Below are 16,919 nucleotides of genomic sequence, written 5' to 3'. Positions count from 1 at the left end.
CGTCGCAAGAAAGATGCCAACCTGCGCCTGGGCGCTTCAAGTCGCACACTAAGCCGGCTTACGGCGAAACAAACATAATCCTGCAGTGAGCAGAATAGCAATTATGTTCCGATATTGTCACGAAATACGTAGTTATTCCGCATCCGGTGGATCGGGTGCAGCGAAAATCGCAGCGCCAGAACATACTCCGTCAGCCATTCGCATGAATGGTGATGCTCTCTACTCGACGTCCCTATCCGTAGGACCCTGACCTTTGTCCTGTGATCTTTGCTGCTCATCGAGCGTGAAGGCGCCACCTCCATCCGCAAATATTGCGAACGAGTTTTTGGAAATGGGTTTCCGCAGGACTTTGCCCAACCAATCAGCAATCCATCGAAATGATGAGCGTTCACTGCGACTACTATTGGGCAATTGACTGCACTCCAAACGGTTCTCTCTGCGCCTGCAAAACCAGAGGTCGCTCTTGCTCAGCGACGCAGCGACGCGCGATCCGCGCTCCCGATGTCCCACCAGACGCCGGCCATCAGACCGATCCCTTCGCGAAACAGCGAGGCCAAGCCGTGCTCGTCCGGACCATGCTGATTGCAGCCGCCATACGAGAAGGGGAGCCACAAGACGGGCGTGCAGAGTTCTTGTCGAAACAGCTCGGAAGGACCCGATGCGCCGATATTGGGAACGACGTTGGGAGGTCGGCGTGCTGTCTCTGCCATCGATCTCACGACAAGCCGCACCCAGGGATTCTCGGACGATGTCCTCGATGCCGGAAACGCGTCTCGTTCCTGGACCGCTAAAACCTGCACGTTGTCGAACCCCTCCTTGTCGAGGTGCTTTCGAAGCGCACTCACAAGTCCATCGGCCGGTACATCGACTGTATGCCGCACCTGGATCCGGGCGCGCGCGCTACCCGATACAGCGTTCACTGGAGCATCAGGTTGCCCGGACACGCTCGCGAGTATGACTGCGCTGGTCCACATGAAGATGCGCTCTGCGCGGGTGAGGCCGGGTTCGCCCCACTGAGGATCCGGCGATGGTCCATTCGGCAGCTCATCGACCACGATCTTGGCACATGCGTTGCGCACATCTGCGGGGATCGCGGCCGGAGTCCATCCCTCCACCAGAATTCGGCCGTCTCGCGAAATGATGCTCGCGATTGCATGCGACAAAATGACCGCAGGATCGGTGAGAAGCCCTCCCCAATGGCCTGAATGAAACCCGCCCTCGCGGAGATTCACGACTAGATCCATCGCAACGCCTCCTCGAGTCCCGAGGGTTACCTCCGGTATCGAGATCGCTTGGCGTAAACCATCGAGAGCTATGAAGACATCCGCTGCGCAAGCCTTCCGATGACGCTGGAGTATGCCGCGCAGGCCCGGAGAACCGGCCTCTTCGCCTGTCTCGACGAAGATCTTCGCATTGAAGCCCAATCGTCCACGAACCGAGAGCACCGCGCGCAAGGCCTCGATGGCAAGCAGATGTTGACCCTTGTTGTCCACCACGCCCCGACCGTAGATCTTGTCGCCTTCGACCTTAACAGTCCACGGATCCAGGTCGGACCTCCACCTCTGCGGCATGGCTCGCACGACATCTCCGTGCCCATAGATCAGCACGGTTGGAAGCGATGCATCCTCTATACGGGTCCCGAGCATCACGGGCCCGTGGTGGTGCTCCGGGTTATCGAGGATCGAGACCGAAAACCCCAACGACTCGACCAATGGACCGAGCACCTCGCTGCAGTAACGAACCAAATCCTCCTTGTGCTCCGGAGGATGGCTTTCGGTCGGCACAGCAACGAGGTCTTTGAGGCGACTAAGAAACTCGCCGGCGTCGTAGCTTGCTTTCGCCGCACTGATCGCTGCATCACGAGAAGAAGTCATTTCAAAGCCTCAGATGATTGTTTCGAAGATCGAGCTGGTGCCGATCGAAGGTCGCTTAACGGGATTTCCGAACGACGACAGAGTTCATCGGCAAGCTCTTCCCCCTGTTCGCGGTGACCGATCTCGACAGTGTTGATCAACTCAACAAGGGCCTTGAAAAGTGGCACCCCTAGATCGTGCCGCCGCGCGATTTGTTCGATGGGCTGGAACTGCGCAGCTACCTCGGTCGGCCGCTTTCGGACCGCGAGATCGCGCCAGATTCCGCTGTGAGTCTTCCCGGTTCCACGGTTGAAGGCGGCCAACGCATCGAGACTTGCGTTCATCGCGATATCATCGCGCGCGATAAAGGCCGCGGGCTCGAAGGTATCGAATCCAAGCGGGGAAGCACCTTCCGCCAGAGCGACATCCAGCACTTCTTGGGCGAGCTTTTTCAGGAGTACGCGCCGCTTCGGACTGCCAATGAAGTCGGCTATCGGAGCATGGGTCAGCGCGGAAGCGGTAAGTATTGCGCCATAAGCCGCCTTACCCCAGAGATAGCCCATGATGTTGGGGCTTATTATCGCACTTTCTTCGAACAGCCTAAGGCACTGATTGAGATCTTCGAGGCGCGGCGTGATCGTGCCATCGAGCTCTCCGACAGCAACTGTCCCGCGAAGTCCATAAGTGATTCGCCCCGGTTCCAGATAGTCTCCGCCGAAATTGACGAAGCCGCCGACAGTGCGATCGCGACCGACGATATTGGCGATTATCGGCTCGTTCAGTCCGTTCTGGAGTGAAACGACGTAGCCGTCCGATGCGAGATGCGGGAATAACGCCAGACAAGCATCTTTCGTATGCTGCGACTTGACGGCGAGCAAGATGACACCGAATTTTCCGTTCAGTCTTTCCGGTTTGGTAGCGGAAATGTCGATCGAGAAGTGCCCCAACGGGCCATCTATCGTAAGCCCCTTCGAAGCGATCCGCTCCACGTGCTCGTCGGCCACATCGACCAGGAGCGTATCTTGTCCGGCGCGTGCGAGGTGGGCCCCCACAATGCCTCCGATTGCGCCCGCTCCCCAGATGCAAACCCGATCAATCATTTTTGCGCCCGCCGCTACGACAGCTCTTCGTGAGCCGTCTCTTTCGACACTGCAACCGTAGCAGCGGCGATCAGGCCGGTTGCGATCAACAAGTATGAAGGCGAGATCGGAGATCCCGTCGTGTGGATCAGCCAAGTGGCCACGTAGGGCGAAAATCCGCCGAAGATCGTCACGACCAACGCGAAGGCGAGAGAGTTCAAGAACGAACGGGATTTGGTGGGAAAGATTTCCGTGATGGCGGCGGGGCCCACGCCGGTATGAATGGCCATGACGGCTCCAATGACGCACTGTACTGCAACGATCCAGGCCAACCCGGGAGCAGACGAGATGAACGAAAAGATGAAATAGCCCACGATCGAGAAGAACAGATTCACGGCGACGAGAAGCGGTTTGCGTCCGATCCTGTCGGACAGGAAGCCCCATATAGGCGTAAAGACGATTGCGCAGATGAGACCGGTCGTGTGCGACCAGAGCGCCTGGCTCTCGGTCAATCCTCCCTGCATGGCGGTAAAGGTCGCCAAGTAGCTAAGGATCAGATACTGACATGTCGTCCAACAAATTCCGAACCCAACGGCCCGCAGGACCATGATGGCACCCGTCTGAAAAGACGTTTGCTCGGCTTTCGACGTTTTCGACTCCAGGAAGGCGGGAGTGTCTTCAAGGTCGCGGCGCATCCAGATGCCGATGGGGAGCAGGACGCCCCCTATGATGAATGGGACGCGCCACCCCCATTCGGCCATCTGATCCGGGGTCAAAATACTATTCAACACGGCGGAAACCGCCGAGCCGATCAGCAAACCGACGATGGTGGATGCCTGCTGGAAGCTTCCGTAGAAACCGCGCAGATGACGCGGCGCCCACTCGATGATGAACGCGAGAGAACCACCAAGCTCGCCTCCCGTGGAGATGCCTTGCAGCAGGCGAGCGCATACAAGCAGGACGGGAGCCCAGACACCGATAGTGTTGAAGGTCGGGATAAGGGCAGTGCCGACCGTTCCGATTGCCATGACGTAGATCGTCGCCATGAGCGCCGTTTTGCGGCCGAATCGGTCGCCAATCGAACCGATCAATAGAGCTCCGGCTGGTCGTGCCACGAAACCTGCACCGAAAGTTGCGAAGGTTGATAGCAACGCAGCAGTGGGATCTTGCGAAGGAAAGAAATTTCGCGCGATGTAGGTGACGACGAAAGCGAAGACGCCCCAATCATACCATTCGAAGATGTTGCCGACCGTCGCGGCGGCGATGAACTTCCTGAACGCTGGTCGCGGCTCGGATCGATCCATCGTCGCGCCGGCGAGATGCAGTTGGGTGGCACTTGCCTGATCGACCATGATCTGCCCTATTTCTTTGAACTCGGACGGCTCCTGGGAAGAATCCGCAGCTTGCTACCAGGAATAGTTTCTAGCCTTTGGATTCTTGCGAACGCCGGCGCGCTCGAGGATTTCCATGACTGGCGCCAGGCGAAGCACTTCTTCGGCCGAGCAAATTAGAGGCCGAAACAAGACGCCGTTCAGGCCCCATTGTTCACGCGCGGCGATGATCTGATCTGCCACCTCTCGCGACGTTCCGACGAAGGCCGGGAACTTGAACGGGCTCTTCTGCTCGTTGCGCAGTCGTCCGATCTGTCCCGACCACTTCCGACCGGCCTCATTGGTTTCCATGCTGCCCATTAGATCGTCGAAGACACGCCTGGCTTCACCCTGCTGCTCGCGAATGTGAAGGTCGATCACAACGAGTATCTCGGGCGCCGGCCGACTGGCTTCGTGCGCATAGCGGCTGACGTCCTGTTTGATCGCCGGCAGATCGGATAGCTCGGTTGGCGAAGCGAACAAGTAGTCGCAGTGAGTTGCGGTGAATCGACGCCCTCGGTCGGAGGCCGCTGCGCAGACGAAAACGGGTCGCTCCGACGGATATGGGCCCTTCATCTTGCCATGGCTTTTGTAATGGCGACCGTCGTATTCGGTTCGGCGCGAGCCGTCCCAGAGAGACTCAATGACGGCGATGGCTTCGGCAGCCGCGTCGTAGAGAGCAGCGCTGTGGGGCAGCGTTTCGAAGCCGAACAAACTTGCCTCGTAGTCTCGATAGCCGTTGACGATGTTCCATCCCCAGCGACCGTTGCTCAACCAATCCAAATTGGCGGCGAACCTCGCGATGTGAGCCGGGTGGAAGAACGTCGTGTGAAGCGTGGAGATGACCCCTAGATGCTGCGTGGCCATGATGATCGGAGCCGCGATAATGAGGGCGTGCAACCCCGGATCCTGAAAGCCGATGCGAGTGCCTTCTTCAGAACTCGGTGCATATCCGTCGCCCAGCAGCACGAGATCGAGTGAAACTTGCTCGCAGGCTCTCGCCAACGAGAGGTGGTTCTCGATATCAAGAGGATCGGGATTGAGCTCCGCGATGCGCTCGGAAGGAAGCTTCGTCTTTGTCCCAGGCCAAAAAATGCCGAAGCGCATGCTGCCGTCCCAGCACTTGGGCTTCCGGGCGCTTCCTGTTTTGGAAAATTCAAACTCTTGCATCGTTTCTCCCGGTGCGCACCCGAAGCCGAAGTTCGGCTTCGGGCCTCGACCTCACACATCCTAACATGATTGATAATATGCTCGTCAAATCGTCTTACAACATTACGTCGATGTTTTTTGCTTATGGCTACACGATAAAATACGCTCTCAGAAGGTTCCCCGAGCCTCGTGGGGACGAAGGCCGAAATGGTATCATGGCACCTCATTTTGAGTGCACATTCCAAAATCCGGCGCCCTTGCCATCCAAGGAGGCTTGCGTAGCGATCTCCTCTCGCCGCCTGTGGGCATGCTCGGCTTCATCACACCGGCAAGCGCTGTTCGTCGTCGCGGCCACTAAGCGAGGCGCCGCGATCGGCAGGGCGATTTCGGTGGGAACGAGGCTTCGGCGCTGAGGAGGTACAGCACAGCTCCGACGACTTCCGAGGAAAAACCAAAACGCTGCATCGGCTGCAAGGATTTTTGCGGATCTTCACGCGCCGATTGAGCGGTCGCATCTCCGGCTTCCGCGATCGACTGACGAACCATCGGAGACTCGATCGTCCCGGGACACACGCATTAACGCGGACGTTTTCGGTCGGGTGATTGAGCGCAAGGCTCTTCGTCAGGAGCGTTACGGCACCCTTCGTGGCCGAATAAACCGACAACACGGGTGAACCGCGCAGACCGGCCGCCAAAGAAAACAGCCCGACCGAACAACGACCGAGCTCGCGCATTTGCGGAAATCAGATATTTTGCGGCGAGCCCACCCCCCTTGACGTTCACGTCGAAGAGCAGGTCGAACTTGTCTTCCTCCAGTTCGATGGCATTTTTTAATGGACCTGCGATACCGGCCGCCGCGACAATTAACTCAACCACGCCGAACCGTCTGCCGCGTACCTCACGTCCCCGCGACTGGTTCCGTGTCCGGGCACATTCTGGCCGTTTCCGCAACCCCTTTGGATCGCGCGCGAACAGGAGCTATTCTGCACCTTCGCTGGCCAGCGACGCTGCACAAGCGCGCCCCAACGCACCGGCGGCGCCTGTAACGACAACCACTCGTCCCTCGAACCGCCGAGGCACTATTGCTTTCATGTCTTTCAAGGACCGCCTAGTCGTATCGATAGCGAGCGGGTCAATGCTTCGCCGCCGAGATAGAACTCTTGAAGCTCCTCCATTGCGATGCCACTTCCAACTTCTCGTTCGTAGGCAATGCGTCTGGCCCCGATTGCATAGATGTAGTCGGCGATATCGAGCCCTATACCGACGTTCTGCTCGACTAGAAGCAGCGTGAGGCCTAAAGATCGCGGTCCCTACGCGGGGAGCGAGAGCCGCGGATGCCATAAGCGGTAGTGCCAGGATATCCCGTCGGTTCGAGATCGAGGATATGTTGATGATACGTCCGCTTGGACGTGTGAGGTGAGGCAAAACGGATCGGGTGATTCTGAGCGGCGACGCGAGATTGGTCTGGAGAAACCGATCGATGAGAGCGTCGGGACTCCGGCAGCGTCTTGGAGCCGCCAATTCCGGCGTTGTTGACAGGGGTGACCATCCGACTGAGGGACTTCAGTGCTGCAGCAACGATCTGGTTCCAGCATCCGTATTGGTTACACTCTTCACGATCGCCGCTTGCCCGAAGTGCCGTGCGGTGTCCTCCACGTCTGGGTTTACGTTGACGAGAAGCACCTTGGCGCCTTCTGAGACGAATAGCTCGGCAATGCTTTCGCCGGTGCCCCGGGCCGTTACGGTGCCGATGGCTGCTCTACCGGCGACGCGCGGTTTCTCAGACAAAAGTGGCTCCTCGTTGCGCAGTCGCGGATCTCTCAGTGAGCATCGTGCGCCTCTACAAGGAGTTCCAATTATTGCTCCGTATCTGTACTACGAGGCGGTCAAGGGGACTTTTCGTTCAACTGTATGGCCGGTTTGCCGTTCAATTAATCACAACGCACTCGCAGTTCCTCACGGCGGATATGAAGAGATTGGGTTGTGACAATCGTTCAGGTGCGAAGCACGAACAACGCACCAAGAAAAAGACAAAATAGGCGTTCAGCACCGCGTTGCGCCCAATCGACGCTGATCCGTCTCATTCACGGAGCCGCTTCTTTGCGGGCAGTGAAGAAGTTCAATGCCCGCACCCTCTGCTCAACGATGCAAGCTCGGTAACCCTCCAGAATCGGCTCTTCCGGGTTGAGCACGGCTTCATGGCCGGCTTTTTTTGAGACATGTCCCTCCTGAGTTGTAGACGGATTGAGCGACAGGCGCCGTGCCATGGAATGGCGGAATGCCGCGGCCGGCGGCGGCACCCCTTTTGTAGGATCAAGCAAAGAAGTCCGAGAATCGAGCAACAGGGGCTGGCCTTCCGACCCGATAATGGGGCTGGTCACTCCATGAGAGATGATGAGTTGTCGGAAAGAGGATTACGTTATGCCCGTTGGTATCGCTGGAATTGGTAAGATGGGGACCGCAATAGCAGCGCGGCTGCACGAGATGGGCGAGGACGTTATAGTTTGGAACCGGTCGCGCGAAAAGGCGGAGGCCACCGGGCTACCGGTGGCCGACACGCCGCGCGAGTTGGCCGATCGCACGGATACGATCATCTCGATGCTGTTCGATGCTACGGCCGTGCAGGCTGTCTATCACGGCCCAAACGGATTGCTTAGTGCGGCACCGAACAAGCTCATCATCGAGATGAGCACGCTTCGGCCAGAGACGCAGCAGGCGCTGGCGTTGGAGGTGAGGCGAACGAGCGGCGCATTCGTGGAGTGTCCGGTGGGCGGCACCACCGCGCCCGCCCGCGCAGGTCTGTTACTTGGCCTAGCTGGCGGCGATGCCGCGGATGTGGAGCGTGCCCGTCCGGTGCTGGAGAAGCTTTGCCGTTGGATTGAGCACATCGGCCCGGTGGGCGCTGGCGCATCGGCCAAGTTAGCAATCAACCTGCCCCTGCTTGTATTCTGGCAGAGCTTCGGCGAGGCGTTAGCGCTTGTTCGTTACCTGGGGAAGGATCCGGAGTGGCTTGTGCAGCTCTTCGCCGAGACGGCGGGCGCACCGAACGTCTTGAAGGTGAAGGCGAAGTCAATCGCGGCGATCCTAGGGGGTGACCAAGACGTTCAGCCGACGTTCGACATCGACTCCATGCGTAAGGATTTGCGGACGATGCTGGCTGAGGGCGACGCACATAGCATCGCCCTGCCACTGGCGGCCCAGACTCTAAGGGCGTTTGACGAGGCAAGTGCAGCCGGACTGGGCGGTCGCGACTGCGCGTATATGCCTGCATATTGGGCGAATAAGGCCGCGCGCGAGCGCGACTCAGGGTGAAATCCACGCAAGATTGCGGGACAAAGTACAGGGGCGAGCAGCGCAAGCCTGGAAGCGGACCAACAAGGGACGGAACCGCGGCCGAGTTCGTCCATCTGCTGAAACATGCACTTTGCGGGGGCCAGCTACTTTGAGGTTGGCGTCAAGGAGAGGTCGAATCCTCTACTACCTCGATCGCTATCTTCCTATCTTCGAGGGGCCGAGACCTATCGCCGCGACAAGCATCTCCACAAGCCCAAGCCGCTTCGTGCCTCGACTCCTCATTTCGCGAGAGTCCCCGCATTTGGCACTATTTCCGACATGTCGCCGAGCACTTGGCGATAGCCGACCGTACCTGAGCTTTTCCGCGATGGCCCCACCGATACTGCTGCCCGCACCTGCGATGACGCGCCGGCGGATTCAATTCCGGCTGGATCGACTTCGGACAGTCCGGTGCAGAACCGATTCCTGTCGAGGTCACTCCGGCTGCGGTTTTTCACATCGTTCCATCGGTACTTCCGTAGAATTACCTCGATGACGCCGATTCAGTAACAGAAGCAGATTCGGTTACAGGCCGCACGGACCCGCCTTCGATCCGGCGCGCCCGATGTAGCTGTGGTGGGCTTTGCTGTCAGATATGAAAGCCCATCGCAATTCAGCCGAGAGTATCGGCGCTCTTCGGCCGATCAGCTGGAGAAGACGGTCTGCAATTGCGTCGATCGAAAGACTAGCAACTTTGACGTACTACCTCGACCAGGATCGGGATCACGTCGGCGCGCTTGCAAATGTTCGATTGGACTATATTGCCGAGGAAGGCGACGGCTCAAATCGAGATCTCCGGCAGCTCCCAACGAATGCGTCTATGCAATCCACTTCGGCGCATGCGGCAAACCTTCGCTTTGCGCTGTATCGTGGTTTACCCACATCGTTGCCATCTCCGTGTGAAGAATTGCGTCGACCTTGTCCATCGAGGCCTCGGTGGCCTGTTTATCCGCGTTGAAGGATGGCACCCGTCGGCAATCGAAGTTTTCGCGATTGTGAGCCACATCTCCGCTGAGCAGAACCGGGCCGGCTTTCGGCAGTCGCACCAGCAGCGAACAGTGGCCAAGGGTATGCCCAGGCGTAAATATTATGCGCACAGCACCATCGCCAAAAATATCGTGATCGCCGTCGACGAGCTCGACATCATTTTGGCGCATCGTCGCGTAGAGTTCAGGCAAATAGCCAAATTGCGCCGGATCCGGTCCGAACATGGCTTCGTACTCGGCCTTTTGTGCAATCCATTTGGCATTTCGGAACAGTCGGCAATTGCCGACATGATCGAAGTGAGCGTGGGAGATGGCTATCATTGCGATCTCATCTGGCCTTACCCCGATCTCATCGAGCTGCGAAGCCACGGTCCTTCGTACGATCCCACGGATGCCATGCGCTACGATGCGCCCTTGCGGCTCCGAGACAAGATCATCTTCGGTGCCGGTATCCCACAATAGCCACTTCTCTCGATGCCGAATAAGATAGGCGTTGCAGCTCAGCGTCATAGGTATGCCGACATTGATGCCTGGCGAATAGATCGAACCATCGTCAACCCGAGCTATTCCACCGTCGAGGATGAAGATCTTTTCGATTGTGGTTGTGTTTTTCATCGTCTCGCCCGTGGTTGCTCAGACAAGGCGCACGCGCAACTCGCCAAGGCCTTCGATCGAGGAGACCACCTCGTCACCCGACTTAAGCCACTGGCGCTGCTCGCGTGGCCCTTTCTCTCCCAGGATTACGCCTTGCGGCGTACCGGTGAAGAGAATATCTCCAGCCTTGATGGTCATGATGTTCGAGGCGTAGCTAATCAGCTGCCGGCAATTGAAGATCATGTCCCGCGTGTTCCAGTCCTGGCGAACCTTGCCATTTACCCACGTCTGTAGACGCAGGGCGTTGGGATCGGGCACCCTATTACGGGTCACCAACCAGGGCCCCAGTGGGGCGAAACCGTCCGAGGTCTTGCCCGCAAGAAATTGAGATGTCGCCGTTTGCAATTCGCGCGCGCTAATGTCATTACCCGTCGCATAGCCCGCTACGACATCCAGAGCCTCGACCTCGGCTACATCGCGACAGTCGCGTCCGAACACGACGACCAATTCAGTCTCATAGTCGAATTGCCGTGCAACCCGCGTCGGTAGCTGCACCCTGCCCTCATGATGATTGAGGGCATTGTTGAACTTGTTGAACAGCGGGGGAGCCTCGGGAATCGGCGTATTCGTTTCCGCCGCATGTTCGCGGTAGTTGAAGCCGACGCAGATGATCTTTTCGGGCCGCGTCACCACGGGCGCAAACGACACTTCGGCGTTTGGAACTACGATCCCATTTGCCTTGGAGCGCTTGACGGCAGCAAGCACCGCGCGCACTTCAGCCGCTCGCTTGTTCTGCAAAAGATCATCGATGTCGCGGGGAGCGGGCAAGCCGAGCTTAGCCGCGGTCGCCGTAACATCGATTACCCCATCCTCGGACTCCGCGGCGAGCGTCAGCGCCCCGCCGAGCCGGATGTTGGCAAGCCGCGCGTCCAACGCAGATACTTCGATTTCCCTGTCAGTCTCGAAGCCCATTCTTCACCCGTTGCATCGATACAAAATTATCCCGTTGTGTAGACACACAATTACGAGAACTCTGATTGATCAAACCTGCTTGCGACAGATCCGTGGTAGACCAGTTTTCCGTTGGTCTTGTTTGAGCCGCGACCAATTGCAGAAGGCGACATGTGCGTGCCTCTTTCAGGCGCTTGACCCGAGACGCAACGCGGATGACGTTTCACCCGCGTTGCCATTGTGGCGTCAAGCAGTGCGCTTAAATGGTCTGACCGCCAGAGACCTCAATCCGCTGTGCCGTAATCCAGCGGTTATCAGGCCCCAAGAGACTCGCGACCATCGACCCGATGTCGTCCGGTACGCCGACGCGGCCAAGTGCAGTCATATCGGCGAATTGCTTGTTGAGGTCGGGCATGTCGCGAACGGCTCCTCCGAGGAAGTCGGTTTCGATCGCACCCGGCGCAACGGTATTCACCGTTATCCCACGGCTGCCTAGTTCCTTGGCCATGTAAGTGGTCAGGGCTTCGACTGCGCCCTTGGCCGCCGAGTAGGCGGAAAAACCGGGGAACGATACGCGCGTGAGACCCGACGAGAAGTTCACGATCCGGCCGCCATCAGCGAGGACCGGCAGCAGCGCTTGCGTCAGAAAGAACACGCCCTTGACGTGAACGTTGAACAGGGAATCGAATTGTGCCTCGGTCGTCTCGGCGAAGGCTGCCATCTCGCCATGTCCGGCATTGTTGACAAGGTGGTCAAAGGTATCGCGCCCCCAAACCTTTTTCAGTTCGGAACGCAATCTGTCCACGAAAGTGGGAAATGTGCCGAGGTTGCTTACATCGAGTCTGAGCGGGACGGCTTTGCGTCCCAGGGCTTCGATTTCCGCGACGGCCGCTCGAAGGTCATCCGCCCCGCTGCGGCATGTGAGGATAACGTCGCCGCCATGGCGGGCGATGCTAATCGCGGTGTTGCGGCCAAGGCCGCGGCTGGCTCCTGTAATGAGGCTGATTGTGGTCATCGCTTCCAACTCCTGTCCATGACCATTGAGATAGACGCAATATGGACCCAAGCTGCTCGCCTATGTTGCCGATTCCTCCGCAATATTTGCCTATTTCTCCACTTGCGATCTGAGACCGAAACGCGGCTCTTCACCTGCCCGGAACCCAAGCACCGGGCGCGGTGAAGAATGCGATGAAGAACTATGTATCAAAACGGGCGCGCGGCGGGAGCTAGGTGCCATCGCCGCGGAAGAAATGCGCCAACACCGTCATTGGAGCGCCGAACTGCCCCAACCGGAGGCAAAACCCGTCCGCACCACCACGGCCCTAATCTTCGCGGCGCAGGTCAGCCGAACCCTGCATGCGACTACTTGCAGGATTGGCAGCATGTAACAGGCTTGAATCAAGAGAGAGCTAATCGGCATCATCTAGCCCGGTGGTTCGATGATGGGTAAGAGATGGCGTCTGCGTCAGGTCCCTGTACGTGAGCCTCCGCTGTCTGATAAAAGCCATTCGTGCCTCCGTCCAAGTCGAGTTCCCAGTTCGCGCCGCAACTTGGGCGCAGTGACCGTCTCAACGTGGTGAATGCAACGCCGGGAGCTTAGCGAGATTCTCTACCTTTTCTGCCTGATCCTCCAAACGACTTGTGTGGTAGGGGTTTGCCAGACTAAGCTGACGACATGACCAATGATCTGATTAAAGCGGTCCGCCCTTACGCCGAAGCACATTCCGACCGGAATGGCATCGCTCCCACAGCTGTCCCAGGATTGACGGCGATCAGGGCGACGATGCCGAGCGCGTTGCAGTATGCAATTTCTCGCCCATTGGTTGCGTTAGTGCTGCAGGGGAGCAAGCGAGTAACGATGGGGAATCGGACGTTCGATTTTGGAGCGGGCGAGTCGCTGCTGATCACTGCCGATGTGCCAACCGTCAGCCAGATCACACGTGCCAACGTAAATCAGCCTTATCTCTCGCTTGTGCTGGAATTAGACCCTGCGGTCATCGAACACCTCGCCGCGGAAATGCGAGCCTCGCCGGCAGCCCGGAGCACTCCCGTTTCCGTCGAGCCTACGGAGTCGGAGGTCGCCGACGCGGCGTTGCGGCTCGTCCGCCTGCTTGATCGTCCCTCTGCACTGCCAGTATTGCAGGCCCAATTGGTGCGGGAAATGCACTATTGGCTATTGGCCGGCCAGCATGGTTCGGCAATCCGTAGGCTCGGCGTCGCGGAAAGCCATGCGCAACGTATTTCGCGTGCCGTCGCGCTCATCAGGTCCGAATTTGCGGAGCCTTTGAAGGTCGAGCGTCTCGCGGACGTCGCCGGCATGAGCCCATCTGCCTTCCACGAGCACTTCCGATCGATCACATCGCTGACGCCTCTCCAATTTCAGAAGCAGCTGCGCCTGATCGAAGCAAGACGCATGATGCTCTCGGAAGGCGCGACAGTAAGTGGCGCCGCCTATGCAGTGGGGTACGAAAGCGTCTCTCAGTTCACCAGGGAATACGGACGCATGTTCGGCTCGCCGCCCGCTCGCGACATGAAGGCGGCAAAGGACAGGATTCTGGCTGCGGCATAGCTCAGCTGCTCGAGCACGCTGGCGAGCGTCGCCGTGCGTCAACCGCGCTCCGACTTCAGGTTCTGTCTTGCTGGAGCGTCGTGCTCTTTGAGGAGTCTGCTCCGCGGCGCCAGCTCAAGTTTGTCGAAGCGGAAGACAGCATTGCTGACCCGAAGGCTTGCGATGGTGAAAGCCGTTGCCGAGCACGCCATGGTATCTCGTCATTTACGCACTTAGGGAAACGCGAAGGGTCTAACCTCGAGAAGGCGGACAAATTGAGTCCGCTCGGACGATAACCTCATAGCTTTGAACCCATGTGCAAGTCGTATTGCTCGGCAGTGAGAAGGCCCAGCGCAACACAAGCTTCCCGTGGCCCAATCCCCTCTCTGAGCGCCTTCGCCGTGATCTCGGCCACCTTGTCATAGCCGAGTATCGGATTGAGAGCGGTCACATGCAACAGGGCGTTCGCCATATTCAATCTTAGGCGTTCGCGATTCACGTCGATATCGCGTATTGTCCGGATAGCGAAGACGCGCGCGCTGTCCGCCAGTATCCGGACGGATTGAAGCACATTGTAGATCAGAACGGGTTTGGCCACGTTGAGCTCGAAATTGCCCGAGGCCGCTGCCGCCGAAATGGTTGCGTGGTTACCGACGGCTTGAAATGCCGCTTGAACAACGACCTCAGCTATTGTTGGATTACGCTTGCCCGGCATGATCGACGAGGTGAGGCCGTCGTCAGGGATCACGAGCTCACCTAAGCCACAGCTCGGTCCGGATCCGAGAAACCTGATGTCATTGGCGATCTTGATCATCGAGACCGCAAGCACGTTGAGGGCCCCGCTCACTTCTACCAGCGCGTCATGTGCTGCCATGCCTTCGAATTTGCTCGGATTCGGTACAAACTCGATCCCCGTAAGCTTGGTAACTTCCTCGCAAAACGCGCCGTCGAAACCTGCGGGAGCGTTGAGACCGCTGCCTACCGCAGTACCGCCCTGAGGCAGCATCCGCAGACGCGACTTGGTCGCTTCGATACGTTGGATGCCATTCTCGATCTGGCGAGCGAATGCGCCAAACGCCTGTCCCATTGTCATCGGCACCGCGTCCATCAAATGGGTACGGCCGATCTTGACGACGTCGGAGTAGACTTCCGCCTTCGCGGCCAGCTCCGCTTGAAGGATCGAGAGAGCCGGCAGCAGCCGCTCGCGCAAAGCCAGAGCGGTAGACACGTGCATCACGGTCGGAAAGCTGTCATTGGACGATTGGGACCGATTCACATGGTCGTTGGGATGGATCGGTGCGCGAGCGCCCAACGGCTTTCCAAGCATCTCGTTTGCGCGGTTGGCTATGACTTCGTTGGCATTCATGTTGGTTTGCGTGCCGGATCCTGTCTGCCAAATCGTAAGAGGGAAATGACCGTCGAATCTTCCTTCCCGCAGTTCCGTAGCCGCATTCTCTATGGCTTGAGCCAAGTTAGGGTCCAGTGCGCAAAGACGCTTGTTGGCTCGGGCGGCCGCGGCCTTCTGAATACCGAACGCGTGGATCACCTCAGCGGGAAACCGCTCTTCGCCGATCTCGAATACCGCAAGGGCACGTTGGGTTTGTGCTCCCCAGTACGCCCCATCCGGGATTTCGACCGAACCGAACGCGTCGTTTTCGATCCTAATTTTGGGCGACATATCCACCTCTCAAACACGAGCGCCGGGTTGCCGGCTGAGCGCCTCGTTCTCGAATTCTCCCGCGAGTTTGGCGACCACCACGGTGGCGACCGCATTGCCTATCACATTGCAAGTGGAGAGCGCGATGGAGAGAAAACGATAGACGCCGAATATCAAAGCAAGGCCTTCGATCGGCAGAATACCGGTCGTCGTGACCGTGGCGGCGAAAACCACGAAGGAGCCACCCGACACAGTTGCCGCGCCTTTCGAGGTCAGCAGCATGACGGCGAGACTGCCGAGTTCCTGCTGCCAAGTCAGCGAAACGCCATAGGCATTCGCAAGGAAAATGAAGCTTATGGACATGAAGAGCGAGGTACCGTCCAGGTTGAACGCATATCCCGTCGGCAACACCAAGCCTACGGTCTGCCTCGAGGCGCCGTAGGCCGGAAGCTTCTCGAGCAACCGTGGCAGGACGCTCTCCGAAGACGCAGTCCCGAGCATGATCATGATCTCGTCTCGTACGTAGCGCAGCAGGTCGAATAGATTGAAACGGAATAGAGCGCATATCGACCCGAGCACAACGACTATGAACATGCCGACGAGAACGTAGAAGGCCATCACGAAGTAGATGAGCGACAGTAGAACGGCCGTTCCGTTCGAGCCGACGGCATAGGCGATCGCGCCGAAGGTACCGATCGGGGCGAGCCGCATGATCACGTGGATGAACTCGAAGAATGTGGTCGAAATGCTGTTAAGGCCGTTCTCGATCGGTACGCGCTTTGACGGGGTGATCGCCATAAGGCCAAAGCCAAAGATGAGCGCGATAACGAGCACCTGTAGCAACTCTCCCCGCGCGAATGCTCCGAAAAAATTGTCAGGGAAGATGTTGAGCAAGAATTCCGTGAAGGTCGTGTGCGAGGCTTCTGCGGCCTTCGCAGCCGCCGCGGCACCTTTCGTCGCGTCCACCGACGCAGTTATGTGACCGAGGTTGAGGCCGACGCCGGATAGATGGCCGAACAAGACACCAAGCGCGAGCGCCAAGGTCGATACGATCTCGAAATAAATGATCGCAATCAGACCCACCTTGCCGACCCGCCTTATATCCCCGGCGGCCATGACCCCGACAGCCACCGTGAGAAACACGAGCGGAGCGACCGCGGTCTTGATCAGCCGCAGAAAAATGTCGCCAAGAATCTTGAGAGACGAGGCGAACTCAGGCCAGATAAGCCCAACGGCGATGCCAAGCACCATGCTCACGGCAACCTGGAAGCCGAGATTGGTCCAGAGCGAGTGTTCTCTGTCGCTGTCGGAACGCGTTCTCTCGCCATCCGTCGTTGCCGTCGTGGACATGATCTCCTCCATTGCGTGTGGTTTCGTTCGGGCTTCTCGATGCCTCATG

At 58.3% G+C, this 16,919-nt stretch carries 16 protein-coding genes; 2 read left to right on the top strand and 14 right to left on the bottom strand.

Annotated elements, in window-relative coordinates; translation table 11 throughout:
• Positions 1 to 467 precede the first annotated feature (467 nt).
• From YUA_RS0116700 to YUA_RS50005, 9 genes are all read right to left on the bottom strand, one after another.
• Positions 468 to 1,874: a M20/M25/M40 family metallo-hydrolase gene (locus YUA_RS0116700; RefSeq protein ID WP_027531741.1), complete on the bottom strand. Its 1,407-nt coding sequence runs from the start codon at positions 1,872 to 1,874 to the stop codon at positions 468 to 470.
• Entirely contained in the window at positions 1,871 to 2,953 is a 1,083-nt protein-coding gene (locus YUA_RS44125) for a ketopantoate reductase family protein (RefSeq protein ID WP_084292639.1), read from the bottom strand. The genes YUA_RS0116700 and YUA_RS44125 overlap by 4 nt, the downstream gene beginning before the upstream one ends.
• Before the next feature lie 14 nt (positions 2,954 to 2,967).
• The gene (locus tag YUA_RS0116690; protein WP_027531740.1) at positions 2,968 to 4,284 is read right to left on the bottom strand and encodes an MFS transporter; all 1,317 of its coding nucleotides are present in this window, start codon (positions 4,282 to 4,284) and stop codon (positions 2,968 to 2,970) included.
• A 54-nt stretch (positions 4,285 to 4,338) separates the two neighbouring features.
• Positions 4,339 to 5,472 (bottom strand): LLM class flavin-dependent oxidoreductase, encoded by a 1,134-nt coding sequence (locus YUA_RS0116685; protein WP_027531739.1) that lies wholly within the window; start codon positions 5,470 to 5,472, stop codon positions 4,339 to 4,341.
• A 299-nt stretch (positions 5,473 to 5,771) separates the two neighbouring features.
• Positions 5,772 to 6,119: an SDR family NAD(P)-dependent oxidoreductase gene (locus YUA_RS52575; RefSeq protein WP_371259893.1), complete on the bottom strand. Its 348-nt coding sequence runs from the start codon at positions 6,117 to 6,119 to the stop codon at positions 5,772 to 5,774.
• On the bottom strand, positions 6,028 to 6,327 hold the full coding sequence (locus YUA_RS51675) for a hypothetical protein (protein WP_245285184.1): 300 nt from the start codon (positions 6,325 to 6,327) through the stop codon (positions 6,028 to 6,030). The genes YUA_RS52575 and YUA_RS51675 overlap by 92 nt, the downstream gene beginning before the upstream one ends.
• A 102-nt stretch (positions 6,328 to 6,429) precedes the next feature.
• Positions 6,430 to 6,972, bottom strand: a complete 543-nt coding sequence (locus YUA_RS52570; RefSeq protein ID WP_198029432.1) for an SDR family NAD(P)-dependent oxidoreductase — start codon at positions 6,970 to 6,972, stop codon at positions 6,430 to 6,432.
• Between the two features lie 42 nt (positions 6,973 to 7,014).
• Positions 7,015 to 7,239 (bottom strand): hypothetical protein, encoded by a 225-nt coding sequence (locus YUA_RS0116675; RefSeq protein WP_027531737.1) that lies wholly within the window; start codon positions 7,237 to 7,239, stop codon positions 7,015 to 7,017.
• A gap of 296 nt (positions 7,240 to 7,535) precedes the next feature.
• Positions 7,536 to 7,832 (bottom strand): hypothetical protein, encoded by a 297-nt coding sequence (locus YUA_RS50005; protein ID WP_156947143.1) that lies wholly within the window; start codon positions 7,830 to 7,832, stop codon positions 7,536 to 7,538.
• A gap of 40 nt (positions 7,833 to 7,872) precedes the next feature.
• Between YUA_RS50005 and YUA_RS0116670 the strand changes: the two genes are divergently transcribed.
• A complete protein-coding gene (locus tag YUA_RS0116670; protein WP_027531736.1) occupies positions 7,873 to 8,763 on the top strand; it encodes an NAD(P)-dependent oxidoreductase in 891 nt (296 codons plus the stop codon).
• Between the two features lie 839 nt (positions 8,764 to 9,602).
• Here YUA_RS0116670 and YUA_RS0116665 read toward each other — a convergent pair.
• The 3 genes from YUA_RS0116665 to YUA_RS0116655 form a co-directional block, all read right to left on the bottom strand.
• Positions 9,603 to 10,385, bottom strand: coding sequence for an N-acyl homoserine lactonase family protein (locus YUA_RS0116665; protein ID WP_027531735.1), 783 nt, complete (start codon positions 10,383 to 10,385; stop codon positions 9,603 to 9,605).
• Between the two features lie 18 nt (positions 10,386 to 10,403).
• On the bottom strand, positions 10,404 to 11,336 hold the full coding sequence (locus tag YUA_RS0116660; RefSeq protein WP_027531734.1) for a fumarylacetoacetate hydrolase family protein: 933 nt from the start codon (positions 11,334 to 11,336) through the stop codon (positions 10,404 to 10,406).
• 238 nt (positions 11,337 to 11,574) lie between these two features.
• Positions 11,575 to 12,330, bottom strand: coding sequence for an SDR family NAD(P)-dependent oxidoreductase (locus tag YUA_RS0116655; RefSeq protein WP_027531733.1), 756 nt, complete (start codon positions 12,328 to 12,330; stop codon positions 11,575 to 11,577).
• 660 nt (positions 12,331 to 12,990) lie between these two features.
• On the opposite strand from YUA_RS0116655, the gene YUA_RS0116650 reads away from it, so the two are divergent.
• Positions 12,991 to 13,884: an AraC family transcriptional regulator gene (locus YUA_RS0116650; RefSeq protein ID WP_027531732.1), complete on the top strand. Its 894-nt coding sequence runs from the start codon at positions 12,991 to 12,993 to the stop codon at positions 13,882 to 13,884.
• A 277-nt stretch (positions 13,885 to 14,161) separates the two neighbouring features.
• Here the strand turns inward: YUA_RS0116650 and YUA_RS0116645 are convergent, their stop codons facing one another.
• Together YUA_RS0116645 and YUA_RS0116640 are read right to left on the bottom strand one after the other, a co-directional pair.
• Positions 14,162 to 15,541 carry a lyase family protein gene (locus YUA_RS0116645; protein WP_027531731.1) on the bottom strand — a complete coding sequence of 460 codons (1,380 nt, stop codon included), beginning with the start codon at positions 15,539 to 15,541 and terminating at the stop codon, positions 14,162 to 14,164.
• A gap of 9 nt (positions 15,542 to 15,550) precedes the next feature.
• On the bottom strand, positions 15,551 to 16,870 hold the full coding sequence (locus tag YUA_RS0116640) for a cation:dicarboxylate symporter family transporter (RefSeq protein WP_027531730.1): 1,320 nt from the start codon (positions 16,868 to 16,870) through the stop codon (positions 15,551 to 15,553).
• Positions 16,871 to 16,919: the final 49 nt, after the last annotated feature.

This window comes from Bradyrhizobium sp. WSM3983 (assembly GCF_000473045.1).
Lineage (GTDB): Bacteria > Pseudomonadota > Alphaproteobacteria > Rhizobiales > Xanthobacteraceae > Bradyrhizobium.
This window is presented reverse-complemented; position numbering and strand designations above follow the sequence as displayed.

What these genes read in the sequence shown, in the direction of transcription:
- YUA_RS0116700 (WP_027531741.1), bottom strand. Translation starts at nt 1,874, where the DNA reads ATGACTTCTTCTCGTGATGCAGCGATCAGTGCGGCGAAAGCAAGCTAC.
- YUA_RS44125 (WP_084292639.1), bottom strand. Translation starts at nt 2,953, where the DNA reads ATGATTGATCGGGTTTGCATCTGGGGAGCGGGCGCAATCGGAGGCATT.
- YUA_RS0116690 (WP_027531740.1), bottom strand. Translation starts at nt 4,284, where the DNA reads ATGGTCGATCAGGCAAGTGCCACCCAACTGCATCTCGCCGGCGCGACG.
- YUA_RS0116685 (WP_027531739.1), bottom strand. Translation starts at nt 5,472, where the DNA reads ATGCAAGAGTTTGAATTTTCCAAAACAGGAAGCGCCCGGAAGCCCAAG.
- YUA_RS0116670 (WP_027531736.1), top strand. Translation starts at nt 7,873, where the DNA reads ATGCCCGTTGGTATCGCTGGAATTGGTAAGATGGGGACCGCAATAGCA.
- YUA_RS0116665 (WP_027531735.1), bottom strand. Translation starts at nt 10,385, where the DNA reads ATGAAAAACACAACCACAATCGAAAAGATCTTCATCCTCGACGGTGGA.
- YUA_RS0116660 (WP_027531734.1), bottom strand. Translation starts at nt 11,336, where the DNA reads ATGGGCTTCGAGACTGACAGGGAAATCGAAGTATCTGCGTTGGACGCG.
- YUA_RS0116655 (WP_027531733.1), bottom strand. Translation starts at nt 12,330, where the DNA reads ATGACCACAATCAGCCTCATTACAGGAGCCAGCCGCGGCCTTGGCCGC.
- YUA_RS0116650 (WP_027531732.1), top strand. Translation starts at nt 12,991, where the DNA reads ATGACCAATGATCTGATTAAAGCGGTCCGCCCTTACGCCGAAGCACAT.
- YUA_RS0116645 (WP_027531731.1), bottom strand. Translation starts at nt 15,541, where the DNA reads ATGTCGCCCAAAATTAGGATCGAAAACGACGCGTTCGGTTCGGTCGAA.
- YUA_RS0116640 (WP_027531730.1), bottom strand. Translation starts at nt 16,870, where the DNA reads ATGTCCACGACGGCAACGACGGATGGCGAGAGAACGCGTTCCGACAGC.